14 protein-coding genes are annotated in these 15,912 nt (G+C 72.0%); all 14 read right to left on the bottom strand.

The window, feature by feature from the left end; genetic code table 11:
• Nucleotides 1–1,047 precede the first annotated feature (1,047 nt).
• The gene (gene aroQ / locus BU197_RS26285) at nt 1,048–1,494 is read right to left on the bottom strand and encodes a type II 3-dehydroquinate dehydratase (RefSeq protein ID WP_188270783.1); all 447 of its coding nucleotides are present in this window, start codon (nt 1,492–1,494) and stop codon (nt 1,048–1,050) included.
• Nucleotides 1,491–2,588: a 3-dehydroquinate synthase gene (gene aroB, locus BU197_RS26280; RefSeq protein ID WP_188270782.1), complete on the bottom strand. Its 1,098-nt coding sequence runs from the start codon at nt 2,586–2,588 to the stop codon at nt 1,491–1,493. Before aroB ends, aroQ begins: the two co-directional genes overlap by 4 nt.
• Nucleotides 2,585–3,106 carry a shikimate kinase gene (locus tag BU197_RS26275; RefSeq protein ID WP_188270781.1) on the bottom strand — a complete coding sequence of 174 codons (522 nt, stop codon included), beginning with the start codon at nt 3,104–3,106 and terminating at the stop codon, nt 2,585–2,587. Before BU197_RS26275 ends, aroB begins: the two co-directional genes overlap by 4 nt.
• Nucleotides 3,103–4,287, bottom strand: a complete 1,185-nt coding sequence (aroC, locus tag BU197_RS26270; RefSeq protein WP_317452230.1) for a chorismate synthase — start codon at nt 4,285–4,287, stop codon at nt 3,103–3,105. Before aroC ends, BU197_RS26275 begins: the two co-directional genes overlap by 4 nt.
• A gap of 170 nt (nt 4,288–4,457) precedes the next feature.
• A complete protein-coding gene (locus tag BU197_RS26265; protein ID WP_188270780.1) occupies nt 4,458–5,285 on the bottom strand; it encodes a shikimate dehydrogenase in 828 nt (275 codons plus the stop codon).
• The gene (mltG, locus tag BU197_RS26260; RefSeq protein WP_188270779.1) at nt 5,285–7,072 is read right to left on the bottom strand and encodes an endolytic transglycosylase MltG; all 1,788 of its coding nucleotides are present in this window, start codon (nt 7,070–7,072) and stop codon (nt 5,285–5,287) included. The genes BU197_RS26265 and mltG overlap by 1 nt, the downstream gene beginning before the upstream one ends.
• A 103-nt stretch (nt 7,073–7,175) precedes the next feature.
• Entirely contained in the window at nt 7,176–7,640 is a 465-nt protein-coding gene (gene ruvX, locus BU197_RS26255; protein WP_188270787.1) for a Holliday junction resolvase RuvX, read from the bottom strand.
• A 2-nt stretch (nt 7,641–7,642) separates the two neighbouring features.
• Nucleotides 7,643–10,312 carry an alanine--tRNA ligase gene (alaS, locus tag BU197_RS26250; RefSeq protein ID WP_188270778.1) on the bottom strand — a complete coding sequence of 890 codons (2,670 nt, stop codon included), beginning with the start codon at nt 10,310–10,312 and terminating at the stop codon, nt 7,643–7,645.
• Complete coding sequence (locus BU197_RS26245) at nt 10,312–10,668, bottom strand: DUF6167 family protein (protein ID WP_188270777.1); 357 nt, start codon at nt 10,666–10,668, stop codon at nt 10,312–10,314. Before BU197_RS26245 ends, alaS begins: the two co-directional genes overlap by 1 nt.
• A gap of 6 nt (nt 10,669–10,674) precedes the next feature.
• The gene (locus BU197_RS26240; RefSeq protein ID WP_188270776.1) at nt 10,675–11,109 is read right to left on the bottom strand and encodes a DUF948 domain-containing protein; all 435 of its coding nucleotides are present in this window, start codon (nt 11,107–11,109) and stop codon (nt 10,675–10,677) included.
• A gap of 259 nt (nt 11,110–11,368) precedes the next feature.
• Entirely contained in the window at nt 11,369–11,983 is a 615-nt protein-coding gene (gene rpsD, locus BU197_RS26235; protein WP_015032311.1) for a 30S ribosomal protein S4, read from the bottom strand.
• A 471-nt stretch (nt 11,984–12,454) separates the two neighbouring features.
• The gene (locus tag BU197_RS26230; RefSeq protein WP_188270786.1) at nt 12,455–13,810 is read right to left on the bottom strand and encodes a replication-associated recombination protein A; all 1,356 of its coding nucleotides are present in this window, start codon (nt 13,808–13,810) and stop codon (nt 12,455–12,457) included.
• Nucleotides 13,811–13,853: 43 nt separating this feature from the next.
• Nucleotides 13,854–14,480 carry a vitamin K epoxide reductase family protein gene (locus tag BU197_RS26225; protein ID WP_188270775.1) on the bottom strand — a complete coding sequence of 209 codons (627 nt, stop codon included), beginning with the start codon at nt 14,478–14,480 and terminating at the stop codon, nt 13,854–13,856.
• Nucleotides 14,481–14,646: 166 nt separating this feature from the next.
• The gene (hisS, locus tag BU197_RS26220) at nt 14,647–15,909 is read right to left on the bottom strand and encodes a histidine--tRNA ligase (protein ID WP_188270774.1); all 1,263 of its coding nucleotides are present in this window, start codon (nt 15,907–15,909) and stop codon (nt 14,647–14,649) included.
• Between the last annotated feature and the right edge of the window lie 3 nt (nt 15,910–15,912).

Genomic DNA, 15,912 nt, shown 5'->3' with positions numbered 1-15,912 from the left:
GTACGGCCCAGGCCCGGCCGGGTACGGCGAAGCGCCGCCCACCGGCTGCTGCGGTACGGCCCCGGGGGCACCCCAGCCGGGGGGTACGGGCCCGGCGGGGGGCACGGTCGAGCGCGGGGCCGGTCCAGCGGGGGGCGCGGTCGCATGCGGAGCCGGTCCGGCAGCGGACATAGTCGCATGCGGGGTCGGCCCGGCAGCAGGCGCACTCGCGTGCGGAGCCGGTCCGACGGCAGGCGCAGTCGCGTGCGGGCCCGGTCCGACGGCAGGCCCACTCACATGCGGGCCCGGCCCGACGGCAGGCCCACTCACATGCGGGCCAGGCCCGGTGGACCGCGAGGCCGGATACGGGGCCGTCGGCCCGGTGGACGGCGGCGCCGGATACGGCGGCCGGGTGGATCCGTCGCCCACGGCGGGATACGCGCCGGGCCGGGCGGCGGTGGGCGAACCAGCAGGGGGCGTGGTGGGCAGCCCGGCGAGGGGCGGCCCGGCGGGCCGCCCGGCAGAAGGCGCGGTGGGCCGTGTCACGGGCGAGGGCGGGCCCGAAGGGACGGGTGGATGCCCGCCCCGCGGCACTCCCGCACCGGGACCGCCCAGGGCGTGACTTCCCACACCGGGCCCCCCCGCGCCGCCGGGAGCGCTCGTGCCGGATCCCCCCGTGCCGGGGTCACCCGGTGCGGAACCGTTCACTCCGGATCCTCCCGGGGCCCCGGTGGGCATGTGCGGTACGGAGGTCCCCGGCCCGGACAAGCCGGGTGCCGGGCCCGTCCCGGGCAGGCCCCCGGCACCACGCTCGCCGCCCGTGCCAAGCGCGCCCGGCACGCCCTCGGCCGTCCCGGGTGTCCCCGGCGCGGTCGTGGGCTCCGGGCCCCTGGGCGATCGCTCGGGCGGTGGCAGCGGGCCCCCCACTGCGTGCTGCATCCGGTCCCACTCCGTCTCGTACGCCTGATGTTTCCGGTGCGCCGGAACGTTCCCGCTCCCGGCCCCCCTGGGGAGAACGACCGGGAGCGCCCCCGGGTGCCCCGTGCGCCGGGGCACCCCGTACCGCTGTCAGCCGGTCAGTTCCTCGGCGAGGGCCCGCAGGGCCAGCCGGTAGGAGCCGATGCCGAAACCGGCGACCGTGCCGGAGGCCACCGCCGCGATGACGGAGGTGTGCCGGAACTCCTCCCGGGCGTACGGGTTCGAGATGTGCACCTCGATGAGCGGGGCGGTGCGCTGCGCGGCCGCGTCCCGCATCCCGTAGGAGTAGTGCGTGAACGCGCCGGGGTTGATGACCACCGGGACCGAGCCGTCCGCCGCCTCGTGGAGCCAGCGGATCATCTCGCCCTCGTCGTTGGTCTCCCGTACGTCGACGGCGAAGCCCAGCTCCGCGCCGAGTGTCCGGCAGCTCTCGACGAGGCCCCTGTACGAGGTGGCGCCGTAGATGTCGGGCTCGCGGGAGCCGAGCCGGCCCAGGTTGGGGCCGTTGAGCACCAGGACCGGACGGGGCTCGCTCACGCGGACACCTCGCCGTAGGCGGCGATCAGGACGGCCGGGTCGGGGCCCTCCAGGACGGTGGGCTTGCCGAGGCCGTCGAGCACGATGAAGCGCAGCAGGTCGCCGCGGGACTTCTTGTCCACCCGCATGGTCTCCAGGAGCTTGGGCCACTGGTCGCCGCGGTAGGTGAGCGGCAGCCCGACGGACTCCAGGATGGCGCGGTGCCGGTCGGCGGTGGCGTCGTCGAGGCGTCCGGCGAGCCGGCCGAGTTCGGCGGCGAAGACCATGCCGACGGAGACGGCGGCGCCGTGGCGCCACTTGTACCGCTCGTTCTTCTCGATGGCGTGGGCCAGGGTGTGGCCGTAGTTGAGGATCTCGCGGCGGCCGGACTCCTTGAGGTCGCCGGAGACGACCTCCGCCTTCACCCTGATCGAGCGGACGAGCAGTTCGGCGGTGTGCGGACCGGCCGGGGTGCGGGCCGCCTGCGGGTCCTCCTCGATGAGGTCCAGGATCACCGGGTCGACGATGAATCCGGCCTTGATGATCTCGGCGAGGCCGCTGACGTAGTCGTGCACCGGCAGCGAGTCGAGGGCGGCGAGGTCGCAGAGGACTCCGGCGGGCGGGTGGAAGGCGCCCACGAGGTTCTTGCCCTCGGCGGTGTTGATGCCGGTCTTGCCGCCGACGGCCGCGTCGACCATGGCCAGGACCGTGGTCGGTACGGCGATCCAGCGCACGCCCCGCAGCCAGGTCGCGGCGACGAAACCGGCCAGGTCGGTGGTGGCGCCGCCGCCGACGCCCACGATGACGTCGGTGCGGGTGAAGCCGGTCTGGCCCAGGGCCTTCCAGCAGTAGGCGGCGACCTCGGCGGTCTTCGCCTCCTCGGCGTTCGGCACCTGGATGGCGACCGCCTCGTAGCCCTGCTCGGCGAGGTCGGCGCGGAGTGCCTCGCCGGTGCCGGCGAGCGCCTCGGGGTGGATGACGGCGACCCGCTTGGCCTTGGTGCCGATCATCCCGGACAGTTCGCCGAGCAGCTGCCGGCCGACCAGTACCTCGTACGGATCGGTGCCCGCGCTGCCGGCTACCTGGATACGGGTCGTTCCCTGGTCCGTGGTCATGCGTCCTTCTTCAGGTCCAGCGCCGCGAGGACCGCGTCCGCGACCTCTTCGGGGGTTCGGTCGTCGGTGGCGACGACGGCTCGGGCGACTTCGGTGTACAGATGGCGGCGCGCCTCCATCAGCTCGCGCCACTGGCGGCGCGGGTTGACGGCGAGCAGCGGTCGCGCGGTGTTGAGGCCGACCCGCCGGACCGCCTCGTCGACGTCCATCGAGAGGTACGCGACGGGCCGTCCGGCGAGCAGGGCGCGGGTCCCGGCGTCGAGGACCGCGCCGCCGCCGAGGGCGAGGACGCCCTCGTGTCCGGCGACGGCAGCCGCCACGGCGGCCCGTTCGAGGGCGCGGAAGTGCTCCTCGCCGTCCTCGACGAAGATGTCGGAGATCTCGCGTCCCTCGGCGGCGACGATGTCGGCGTCGGTGTCCCGGTAGGGCGCGCCGAGCCGTTCGGCGAGGAGCGCGCCCACCGTGGACTTGCCTGAGCCCATCGGGCCGACGAGGACGACCAGCGGTCCGGCGGTCACCGGATGCGCAGGTTGTCGAGGTAGGACTGGACGTTGCGGCGGGTCTCGGGGACGCTGTCGCCGCCGAACTTCTCGACGACGGCGTCCGCGAGGACGAGCGCGACCATGGCCTCGGCGACGATGCCCGCGGCGGGCACGGCGCAGACGTCGGAGCGCTGGTGGTGGGCGGCGGCGGTCTCGCCGGTGGCGACGTCGATGGTGGCGAGGGCGCGCGGCACAGTCGCGATGGGCTTCATCGCGGCGCGGACACGGAGCAGCTCGCCGGTGGTGAGGCCGCCCTCGGTGCCGCCGGAGCGGCCGGTGGCGCGCTTGATGCCGTCCTCGGTGCGGACGATCTCGTCGTGGGCCTGGGAGCCGGGGACGCGGGCGAGGTCGAAGCCGTCGCCGACCTCGACGCCCTTGATGGCCTGGATGCCCATGAGGGCGGCGGCGAGCCGGGCGTCGAGGCGCCGGTCCCAGTGGACGTGCGAGCCGAGGCCGACGGGGACGCCGTAGGCGAGGACCTCGACGACTCCACCGAGGGTGTCGCCGTCCTTGTGGGCCTGGTCGATCTCGGCGACCATCGCCTTGGAGGCGTCGGCGTCGAGGCAGCGGACCGGGTCGGCGTCGAGCTTCTCGACGTCGCCGGGGACCGGGTAGACGCCGTAGGGCGCCTTGGCGGCGGCCAGTTCGACGACGTGCGAGACGATCTCGATGCCCGCGGCCTCCTTGAGGAAGGAGCGGGCGACGGCGCCGAGGGCGACCCTGGCGGCGGTCTCCCGGGCGCTGGCGCGCTCCAGGATCGGCCGGGCCTCGTCGAAGCCGTACTTCTGCATGCCCGCGAGGTCGGCGTGGCCGGGGCGGGGGCGGGTCAGGGGGGCGTTGCGGCCCGTCTCCTTGAGTTCCGCGGGGTCGACCGGGTCGGCCGACATGACCTTCTCCCACTTGGGCCACTCGGTGTTGCCGACCATGACGGCGATCGGGGAACCGAGGGAGAGTCCGTGCCGGACCCCGCCGAGGAAGGTGACTTCGTCCTGTTCGAACTTCATCCGGGCGCCGCGCCCGTAGCCGAGGCGGCGGCGTGCGAGGTGGTCGGCCACGAGTTCGGTGGTGACCGGGACGCCGGCGGGAAGGCCCTCAAGTGTCGCGACCAGCGCGGGTCCGTGGGACTCCCCAGCGGTCAGCCAACGCAACCTGCTCAACGATGCTCCTCTTGCTCGCGCCTGGGCTCTTCGACGGCGCGCCCGGGTGCGCGGCCCTGGCCCGCCGTCCCCGATCCTCCCACGTTCGGGGTACGCATCCGCCCTCCGGTCCAGTTGTCGGACGCCGAACGGCTCCTTCTGGCGGGCGGGCGGGGGCGGCTGGCCTGTTTCTAGCGGGCCGCGAGGGCTTCCTCCCCTGCGGCGCGCATCGCGGCGAGGGGTGCCCGGGGGACGCCGGTCATCTGCTCGACCTGGAGGACCGCCTGGTGGACGAGGAGGTCGAGGCCGCCGACGACCTTGCCGCCCCGGTCGGACCAGGCCGCCGCGAGGGGGGTCGGCCAGGGGTCGTAGAGCACGTCGAAGAGGGTGCCGACGGTGTCGGGGACGCCGGTCGCGAGGGCGTTGGTGGTCCCGGCGGGGGTGGTCGCGACGACCAGCGGGGCGGTGAAGGCCTCGGCCGCGTCCTCCCAGGCGGCGGTCCGCACCTCCACGCCGAGCCGGTCGCCCCAGCCGCGCATCTCCTCGGCGCGTGCCTCGCTGCGTACGTAGGCGGTGACGGGTCCGGCGCAGATCCGGGCGAGGGCGGCGAGGGCGGAGGAGGCGGTGGCCCCGGCGCCGAGGACGGCGGCGGAGTCCACCTTCTCGACGCCTCGCTCGCGCAGGGCGGCGATCATGCCGGGGATGTCGGTGTTGTCGCCGGTCAGGCTCCCGTCCTCGGCGAGGACGACGGTGTTGACGGCTTCCACGGAGGCGGCCGTCTCGCTGATCCCGTCGAGCAGCGGGATGATCGCCCGCTTGAGCGGCATGGTCAGGGAGAGCCCGGCCCAGCTGTCGTCGAGTTCCCTCACGAAGCCGGGCAGTCCGGGCTCGTCGACCTCGAAGCGGTCGTACGTCCAGTGGCCGAGGCCGAGCGCGGTGTAGGCGGCCCGGTGCAGGACCGGGGAGAGCGAGTGGGCGATCGGCGATCCCAGGACCGCCGCCCGGCGTGCTGCCGCCATCAGTTCTTCCTCGACTCGTTGAACTTCTCGACCAGCTTCTGGTGCTCGGCGTTGGTCTTGGTGAACTGGGAGGTCTTGCCGTCGATGGAGATGAAGTAGTACCAGCCGTCGGCGGTCGGGTCGACGGTGCCCTGCATGGCCTCGGCACCGGGGTTGCCGATGGGACCGGGCGGCAGCCCCTTGACGAAGTAGGTGTTGTAGGGGTTGTCGAACTTGCGCAGCTCTTCGAGGGTGAGGTCGAGCTTGCTCTGGTTCTTGATGTAGTTGTACGTCGAGTCGAATTCGAGCCCGCCGTAGGTCTGCGGGTTCGTGGGCTTGAGCCGGTTGTAGACGACCTCGGCCATCTTGCGGAAGTCGTCGTGCGAGGTTCCCTCCGCCTGGACGAGGCTCGCGATCGTGACGAGCTGCCAGGGGCTGTCGACGCCGAGGGCCTTCGCCTTGGCCTCCAGGTCGAACTTTCCGTACTCCTGGTTCGAGCGGCTGACCATCTTGCGCAGGACGTCCTCGGGCTTGTTGCCCTTGCCCACCGGGTAGCTCGCCGGGAAGAGGAAGCCTTCCAGGGGGTCCTTCACGTTCTTGTGGTTCTTCGCCCAGTCGGGGAGGCCGAGGGTGTCCGCCTTGGCCTTCGCGATGCCCTGGGTCGTCCCGGGGGCGAGTTCGAGCCGGGTGTCGATCTGCTCGTACACCCAGACGTTCCGCCGGCCCTCGGGGATGACGAGGTTGGTCTGGCTCGCCGGGTCGAGCATGAGCGCGACCGCGCTGTCCGCCGACATGCCCTTGCGCAGGGTGTAGACGCCGTCCTGGATGGAGAGGCCCTTGGGGTTCCGCCGCTGGGCGGAGGTGAAGGCGTCGACGCTCTTGACGACGCCCGCCTTCTTGAGGATGTTGCCGATCTCGGAGCCGAGTGCGGCCTTCGGGATCTCGACCTGGACGTCTCCGCTGCCGGTGCCCACGAAGTCGGGGACGGCGCCGTAGTTGTCCTTCCAGAACTGGTAGCCGAAGTAGGCGGCGCCTCCGGTGCCGCCGACGAGGACGAGGGCGACGACCAGACAGGCCGCGCCGTTCTTGCCCTTGCGTTTCTTGGCCTTGCTCCGGCGCTCGCGGTCGCCGCCGCGGGAGCCCCGGCCGCGGCCGGGCTCCTCGTCGGGGCCGTCCTCCGGCTCCTCGTCCTCGCCGGTGAAGAAGGGGTGCCGCTCCTCCTCGGGCTCCGGGCGCTGCTCTTCCTCCGGGGCCCAGTCGATCACCGGCTCGGGCGGCTGTTGCCTGCGGCCGGGCGGCTGGGGCGGCGGATAGGCCTCGGGAGTGCCGTAGAGGTCGGGGTTCTGGCCCCCGTAGGGGTCGGCCGGGGGTGTCCCGTAGGCCATCGCGGCCTGGCCGGTCTCCCAGTTGCCGTCGTACTGCTGTCCGGGGTTCCCGGGCGTGTCGTAACCGCCCGGGTACTCCGTCGCGTACTGCTGCGCCTGCTGTTGTTCGTACGCCTGCTGCTGCTCGTACGCCTGCTGGTACTGCTGCGTCTGCTGCTGGTACTGCGGATCGGCGTAGCCCTGCGGCTGCTGCGGGTGCGGGTACTGCGGGGCCTGCTGCCCGTAGGGGTCGGCCGCCGGGGCCTGTCCTTCGGGAGCGCCCTGGCCGTACGCGGGGTCGTAGCCGTGTCCGGCCTGCGCGTCCTGCCCGTACTGGCTCGCCTGTTGCGGGTACTGCCGCTGGCCTTCCCACCCCTGGTCCCCGTAGAGCGGGTCCCCTGGGTGCCACGGTTCGGAGCCGGGGCTCCGGCCATACTCAGTCATCGATCCCCAAAACAGCCGCGAGGCTTCCGGACGATCCGCCTCTACGTGGTGCGGCGGGTGTTCGAACACCCACCGCATCGCGCGGAACGTTACCGTATCGCGATCAGATGACCACTTCGACGCTCTCACCGGGAGGATTACCTGATACCCGTTCGGACTCAAGAGCGTTCTGAAGGATGATCACAGCGGCGGCCTGGTCGATGACGGACCGCCCCTTCTTCGCCTTCACCCCGGAGGCCCGGAGCCCCTGGGTCGCGGTGACCGTGGTCATCCGCTCGTCGACCAGCCGCACGGGCACCGGGGCGATGCCCTTGGCCATCTCCCGTGCGAAGGCCCGGACCTTGGTCGCGGCCGGGCCCTCCCGCCCGCTGAGCGAGCGGGGCAGACCCATGACGACCTCGATCGGCTCGTACTCCTCGACGATCGCGCGGAGCCGCCGGTGGGCGGCCGGGACGTCACGCCCCGGCACGGTCTCCACCGGCGTGGCGAGGACCCCGTCGGGGTCGCACGAGGCGACCCCGATCCGGGCGTCCCCGACGTCCACCGCGAGACGGCGGCCACGGCGCATCGTCACGCCGTCTCCGCCACGAGACGCTCGACGGCCGTCATGGCCTCGCCGATCGCCTCCGGGTTCTGACCGCCGCCCTGGGCGACGTCCGGCTTGCCGCCGCCTCCGCCGCCGAGGGTCTTGGCGGCGGTGCGGACCAGCTCACCGGCCTTGAGACCCCGCTCGCGGGCGGCCTCGTTGGTGGCGATGACCGTCAGCGGCTTGCCGCCCACGGTGGTGAACAGGGCCACGACGGCCGGACGGTCGCCGGGAATCCGGCCCCGCACGTCGAGGACGAGCCTGCGCAGGTCGTCGGCGCCGGTGCCGTCGGGGACCTGACCGGTGACCAGGGCGACGCCCCGGACGTCCCGGGCGGAGTCGACCAGACCGGCGGCGGCCTGGAGGACCTTCTCCGCGCGGAACTTCTCGATCTCCTTCTCGGCGTCCTTCAGCTTGCCGAGCATCGCGGAGATCTTCTCCGGCAGCTCCTCCGAGCGGCCCTTGACCAGCTCCTGGAGCTGGGCCACGACCGTGTGCTCACGGGCGAGGAAGTTGTACGCGTCCACACCGACGAGGGCCTCGATCCGGCGCACGCCGGAGCCGATGGAGGACTCGCCCAGCAGCTTCACCAGACCCAGCTGGGCGGTGTTGTGCACGTGCGTGCCGCCGCACAGCTCCTTGGAGAAGTCGCCGATGGTGACGACCCGGACCTGCTCGCCGTACTTCTCGCCGAACTCGGCGATGGCGCCCTGGCGCTTGGCCTCGTCGATCGGCATGACCTCGGCGTGCACCTCCAGCTCGCGCGAGAGGACCTCGTTGATCTTCTGCTCGACATCCCGGAGGACCGTGCCCGGCACCGCGTTCGGCGAGCCGAAGTCGAAGCGGAAGCGGCCGGGCTGGTTCTCCGAACCGGCCTGGGCGGCCGTCGGGCCGAGCGCGTCGCGCAGCGCCTGGTGGGTGAGGTGGGTGGCCGAGTGGGCGCGGGCGATGGCCCGGCGGCGGCGCACGTCGATGGACGCGTAGGCGGTGGCGCCCACGGTCACCTCGCCGACCTGCACGGAACCCTTGTGCACCGAGACGCCCGGGACCGGCTGCTGCACGTCGCGGATCTCGATGACGGCGCCGGAGTGCAGCTTGATACGGCCCTGGTCGGCGATCTGGCCGCCGCCCTCGGCGTAGAAGGGGGTGCGGTCCAGGACGACCTCGACCTCGTCGCCCTCGGAGGCGGCGGGCGAGGAGACGCCGTTGACCAGGAGGCCGACGACCGTGGTCTCGCCCTCGGTGTTGGTGTAGCCGGTGAACCGGGTGGCGCCCGAGTTGTCGGCGATCTCCCGGTACGCGGTCATGTCGGCGTGGCCGGTCTTCTTGGCCTTGGCGTCGGCCTTGGCCCGGTCCCGCTGCTCCTTCATCAGGCGGCGGAAGCCCGCCTCGTCCACGGAGAGGCCCTGCTCGGAGGCCATCTCCAGGGTGAGGTCGATCGGGAAGCCCCAGGTGTCGTGGAGCAGGAACGCCTTGTCGCCGGAGAGGACCGTGCCGCCGGCGGCCTTGGTCTCGGTCACGGCGGTGTCGAGGATGTTGGTGCCGCCCTTGAGGGCCTTGAGGAACGCGGCCTCCTCGGCGAGCGCCACGGTCTCGATGCGCTTGCGGTCGGTGACCAGCTCCGGGTACTGCTCGCCCATCGTCTCGATGACGGTGTCGACGAGGTCCTGGACGACCGGGCCGGTGGCGCCGAGCAGACGCATGTTGCGGACGGCGCGGCGCATGATGCGACGCAGCACATAGCCGCGCCCCTCGTTGCCCGGGGTGACGCCGTCGCCGATGAGCATGACGGACGTACGCATGTGGTCGGCGACCACACGGAGCGAGACGTCGCTCTCATGCGCCTTGCCGTACCGGACGCCGGTCAGCTCGGTGGCCTTGTCGATGACGACCTTGAGGGTGTCCGTCTCGTACATGTTCTGGACGCCCTGGAGGATCATCGCCAGACGCTCGAGGCCGAGGCCCGTGTCGATGTTCTTCGAGGGAAGCTCGCCGAGGATCGGGAAGTCGTCCTTGCCGGAGCCCTCGCCGCGCTCGTACTGCATGAAGACCAGGTTCCAGATCTCCACGTACCGCTCGTCGTTGACCGCCGGGCCGCCCTCGACACCGAACTCCGGGCCGCGGTCGTAGTTGATCTCGGAGCACGGGCCGCAGGGGCCGGGGACGCCCATCGACCAGTAGTTGTCCTTCTTGCCGAGGCGCTGGATGCGCTCGGCGGGGACGCCGACGACGTCACGCCAGATCTGCTCGGCCTCGTCGTCCTCCTCGTAGACGGTGATCCAGAGCTTCTCCGGCTCCAGCCCGTAGCCGCCGTGCTCCACCGGGGTGGTCAGCAGCTCCCAGGCGAGCTTGATGGCGCCTTCCTTGAAGTAGTCGCCGAAGGAGAAGTTGCCGCACATCTGGAAGAACGTGCCGTGCCGGGTGGTCTTGCCGACCTCCTCGATGTCCGGCGTGCGCACGCACTTCTGCACGCTGGAGGCGCGCGAGAACGGCGGCTTGACCTCACCCAGGAAGTAGGGCTTGAACGGCACCATGCCGGCGGGGACGAGCAGCAGAGTCGGGTCGTCCGCGATGAGCGACGCCGAAGGGACGACGGTGTGACCGCGCTCCTCGAAGAAGCTCAGCCAGCGGCGGCGGATTTCAGCCGACTCCATCAGTGGTCCTCATTCCGGTTGTACGGGATCGTGGGAATTACGTGCGGGGTGGGGTGCGTGGTGGAGCCGAGGGCGGCCCGCCGACGCGACGTCGGAAGCTCGCCGCCCCGGGCGGGGCCCGGCTCCGCGGGTGCGTCCAGACCGAGCGCCTCCTCCAGCTCCGCCTCCCGCTGGACCATGCCCGCCCTCACGTCGAGGGCGAAGTCCTTGAGGCGGTTGCCGGTTTCGAGCGCCTTGTTCGCCGCCTGGGACGCGAGGCTCTCGGGGGTCAGCTGCTTCAGCTTCCGGTTGACCTTGGTGGTGGCCCACACGCCGGCGGCTGCGCCGGCCGTGAACCAGAACGTGCGGCGGAACATCGCGGCTCAGCCTCTCTGCTTCCGGCGTCGCGAGGACGGCACGGTACGGCCGACGATCACAGGACGGCGCCCGGTCGGCGCCGGCGCGGCCTCGCCCCGGTCCCGGCCCAGCGCCTTGCGGACGCCGTAGCCGAAGGCCGCGACCTTGACCAGCGGGCCGCCGAAGGTGGAGGCGACGGTGGAGGAGAGCGCGGAGGCGTTGGAGGTGACCTCCTGGACGTCCGTGGCGATGGCGTCGACCCGGTCGAGCTGGGTCTGCGCCGAGCGCACGGTCGCGGAGGCGTCCGCCAGCAGGGGGACGGCCTGTTCGGTCACGTCCGCGACGAGTCGGGTGGTCGCCCTGAGCGTCTGCGCCAGCCTCACCAGCACCACGGCGAGGAAGGAGACCAGGATCGCCCAGAAGACGGCCACCAGGATCCCGGCAACCTCTCCACCGGTCACTCTGCACCGCTCTCTGCTGTCGTTGGGCCCTTGCGAAAATACGTCCTCCGACCCTATCGCGCCCGCGCTGTCCCGCCGTACCGCATTACCGCGCGTACGGCGGGAGTCACGGAATCCGCCGCCACGGAGCGCGATCGTTCCGGCACGCGGCGTGTCCCGCCGGGCCCCCGGGAACGCGGAAGCCCGCCGCTCCCCCGCCGGTGAGGGCGGGAAAGGGGCGGGCGTACACCGCGAGGGTGGTACTACGGCCGTGCTGGAATCAGCGGGCGTAGTACTCGACGACCAGCTGCTCGTCGCAGATGACCGGGATTTCCTTGCGGTTCGGGTCGCGGTCGAGGCGGAAGGCCAGGGCCTTCAGGTTGACCTGCAGGTAGCGCGGGGTCTCGCCGTCGGCGGCGAAGCCACCCTCGCGGGCCATCTCGAACAGCGGCTTGGTGCGGCTGCGCTCGCGGACCATCACGACGTCGTCGGGACGGACGCGGAACGACGGCTTGTCGACCTTGCCACCGTTGACCTGGATGTGGCCGTGGACGACCATCTGGCGGGCCTGGTAGATGGTGCGGGCGATGCCCGAACGCAGGACCAGGGCGTCGAGGCGACGCTCAAGCTCGACGACCAGCGCCTCGCCCGTCTTGCCCTCGGCCTTCTTGGCGCGGTCGTAGGCGCGGGCCATCTGGCGCTCGCTGATGTCGTACTGGGCGCGCAGACGCTGCTTCTCCAGCAGACGGACCTTGTAGTCCGAGTTCTGCTTGCGGCCACGGCCGTGCTCGCCCGGCGGGTAGGGGCGGGCCTCGAAGTACTTGACGGCCTTCGGGGTCAGCGCGATGCCGAGGGCACGCGACTTCTTGACCTTGGGACGGGACTGGTTCGGCATGAACCAACCTCTCTCATTGATACGAAAACGGCTTCACCAGGGTTAGGGGAGGTCGCATCCGCAGCCGGGAAACCCGCCTGGTCCGTACGGGACGGACCTGTCGGGCAGCCGCTCCCAGGTCTGGGCACATACGTGCAGCACGCGAACGACCCACCGTCGCTCCCGGGAATCCGGGGGATGATGGGTGGCCCGCGACACCTTCGAAGGTGCGCGACGCTCCTGGAAACCCCGCCCGAGGGCCGGGTCTCCCGCTGACTGTCCCGTTCTGGTGTGCCGACCGGGGCCGGACACGGGACGCAGCAATCCGGACCAGTGTACCGGGTCCGGTCGGCACTCTCGCACGGAGGGCCGACCGCCCTCCCGCACGGGGGCGGCCCCACTCCCGCGCGGAGAGCCGGGCCGGGGCTTCCGCACGGAGGGTCGGCCCCTCTCCCCGCGCGGAGGGTCGGCCCCCTTCTCGCGCGGCGGGTGTCAGCCGCCCTCGCCCCGCAGCCGCTCGCGGACCCGCTCCACCACGTCCGCGTACCGCGCCTCCGCCCCGTACCGGGTGGGCTCGTAGTACCGCTTGCCGTGGACGGTGTCCGGCGCGTACTGCTGGGCCGCGATGGCGCCCGGCACGTCGTGCGGGAACACATACCCCTGCGCGTGGCCCAGCTTGGCCGCGCCCTTGTAGTGGCCGTCGCGCAGATGCGGCGGCACCGAGCCCGCGAGGCCACCCCGTACGTCCGCGAGGGCGGCGCCGATCGCGGTCGTCGCCGCGTTCGACTTCGGGGCCAGGGCCAGGGCGATGGTCGCGTGGCTCAGGGTGAGCGCCGCCTCGGGGAACCCGATCAGGGCGACCGCCTGGGCGGCGGCGACGGCGATCGGCAGGGCGTGCGGATCGGCCAGTCCGATGTCCTCGCTCGCGGAGATCATCAGGCGCCGGGCGATGAACCGGGGGTCCTCCCCCGCCTCGATCATCCGCGCCAGATAGTGCAGGGCCGCGTCCACGTCGGAGCCCCGGATCGACTTGATGAGGGCGCTGGTCACGTCGTAGTGCTGGTCGCCGTCCCGGTCGTACTTCACGGCAGCCCGGTCGACGGTCTCCTCGACCGTCTGGAGGGTGATCTCCGGCTCACCCTTGGCGAGGGCGGCGCCCGCCGTCGCCTCCAGGGCGGTCAGGGCGCGCCGGGCGTCGCCGCCCGCGACCCGCAGGAGGTGGGTCTCGGCGTCCTCCGCGAGGGTCACGGCGCCGCCGAGTCCCCGCTCGTCGGTGAGCGCGCGGCCGAGCAGACCGCGCAGGTCGTCGTCGGTGAGCGGCTCCAGGGTGAGGAGCAGGGAGCGGGAGAGGAGCGGGGAGATCACCGAGAAGTACGGGTTCTCCGTGGTGGCGGCGATCAGCGTCACCCAGCGGTTCTCGACGGCGGGCAGCAGCGAGTCCTGCTGGGCCTTGGAGAAGCGGTGGATCTCGTCGAGGAAGAGGACGGTCTCCTTGCCGTAGCCGCCGACGGCGCGGCGGGCCCCGTCGATGACGGCGCGGACCTCCTTGACGCCCGCGGTGATCGCGGAGAGTTCGACGAAGCGCTTGTTGGTGGCCTTGGAGACCACGTACGCGAGGGTGGTCTTGCCGATGCCGGGCGGGCCCCAGAGGATCACGGAGGAGGCTCCTGCGGGGCCTCCGGCGCCGTCTCCCACGAGTCGGCGCAGCGGTGAGCCTGGCTTGAGCAGGTGCTGCTGGCCCACCACCTCGTCGAGGGTGCGCGGGCGCATCCGGACGGCCAGCGGGCTGCCGGCCGGATCCTTCTCCTGGCGTTCTTCTGCTGCTGCGGTAAAGAGGTCGGGCTCCACGTTCATGAAGCCTAGGTCACGGCACCGACAACGCGGGCGTCCGTCAGCTCGTCCAGAAGTCCCACCAGCGGGTCAGGATCAGCATGCCGATGATCCCGATGTGCAGGACGGGGAGGATCCAGGTGAACTCGTCGAAGAAGGTCCGCAGGCCCGAGGGGGCGGGGATCGCGCCCCGGCGCACGTTGTGCGAGGTCACGAACCAGAACATGACGATGGTGGCGACCCAGGCCAGGCAGCACCAGAGGCAGAGCGAGTTGATCTCGTACAGCGACTGGTACATCAGCCAGGTGCAGAAGCCGACGCCGAAGAGCATGCCCGCGTTGAGGCCGAGCCAGTACCAGCGGCGGTAGCGGGCTCCGGCGAGCAGGCCCGCCCCGATCGCGACGACCGCGGCGTAGGTGACGAGGCCGAGCATCGGGTTGGGGAAGCCGAAGACCGAGGCCTGCTCGCTCTTCATGATGTTGCCGCAGGAGACGATCGGGTTGAGGCTGCACCCGGGGGTGAAGTTCGGGTCTTCGAGAAGCTTGAACTTGTCGATGGTGATGACCCAGGCGGCGAGCACCCCGGCCGCTCCGGTGATCACGAGGAGCCAGGCGAGGCCCTTGCCCGCGCCGATGCCGTCCTCGCCGTTCCGGCCGGTCGCGGCCGGATCCACCGCTGCCTTCGTCATGTCGCCATTTCCCTCGCTCGCGGGCCTGTGGGGCAGGGTCATTGTGCCGTACGGGGCCGAGCGGGCACCGTTCGCGGAGGATAAGTGTGGGCGGCGTAAGGGAGACGTGGAGAGGGCCGGTCCACGCGCGCGCGTGGACCGGCCCTCTCCGACGGTGGTGGCTCCGTCAGGCCAGCTTGGCCTTGACCGCGTCGAGCAGGCCGTCCAGCGGGACCGCCTGCTGCTCGCCGGACTCCATGTCCTTGAGCTGGACGAGGCCCTCGGCGAGGTCGCGTTCCCCGGCGACGAGGGCGAGGCGGGCGCCCGAGCGGTTGGCGTCCTTCATGGCGCCCTTGAGGCCCTTGCCGCCGAAGGAGAAGTCGGCGGCGACGCCCGCCCGGCGCAGCTCGGTGATCTTGCCGAAGAGGATCCGGCGCGCCTCCTCGCCGATGGCCACGGCGAAGACGCTGGTGGCGGAGGGCAGGTCGAGCGTGACGCCCTCGGCCTCCAGGGCGAGGACCGTGCGGTCGACGCCGAGCGCCCAGCCCACCGAGGGCAGCGCGGGGCCGCCGATCATCTCGGAGAGGCCGTCGTAGCGGCCGCCGCCGCCGACGGCGGACTGCGAGCCGAGGCCGTCGTGGACGAACTCGAAGGTGGTCCGGGTGTAGTAGTCGAGGCCGCGCACCAGCTTGGCGTCGTCCTCGAAGGTCACGCCCGCCGCGGTGATCAGGGCGCGGACCTCCTCGTGGTACGCCTTGCAGGCGTCGCACAGGTAGTCGCGCAGGAGCGGGGCGTCGGCCAGCTGCTTCTGGACGGCCTCGCGCTTGTCGTCGAGGACGCGCAGCGGGTTGATGTCGGCGCGGCGCAGGGTGTCCTCGTCGAGGTCGAGGCCGCGCAGGAAGGTCTGGAGGGCCTCCCGGTAGACGGGGCGGCACTCCTTGTCGCCGAGGGAGTTCAGCAGGATGCGGAAGTTCCGCAGGCCGAGCGAGCGGTAGGCCTCGTCGGCCAGGATGATCAGCTCGGCGTCGAGCGCCGGGTCCTCCGCGCCGATCGCCTCGGCGCCGACCTGCGAGAAGTGGCGGTAGCGGCCCTTCTGCGGGCGCTCGTAGCGGTAGTACGAACCGGAGTACCAGAGCTTGACCGGGAGGTTGCCCGCCTTGTGGAGGTTGGCCTCCAGGGCGGCGCGGAGCACGGAGGCGGTGCCCTCGGGGCGCAGGGCGAGGCGGTCGCCGCCCTTGGTCTCGAAGGCGTACATCTCCTTGGTCACGATGTCCGTGGACTCGCCGACGCCGCGGGCGAAGAGGTTCACGTCCTCGAAGCCGGGGGTCTCGACGTAGCCGTAGCCGGAGCGGCGCAGCGGCGCCGAGATGGCCTCGCGGACCGCGAGGTACTTCGCCGAGTTCGGCGGGATCAGGTCGTACGTGCCCTTGGGGGCCTTGAAGGTGCTCACGTA

Source organism: Streptomyces sp. CBMA291 (assembly GCF_014596525.1).
Taxonomy (GTDB): domain Bacteria; phylum Actinomycetota; class Actinomycetes; order Streptomycetales; family Streptomycetaceae; genus Streptomyces.
This window is presented reverse-complemented; position numbering and strand designations above follow the sequence as displayed.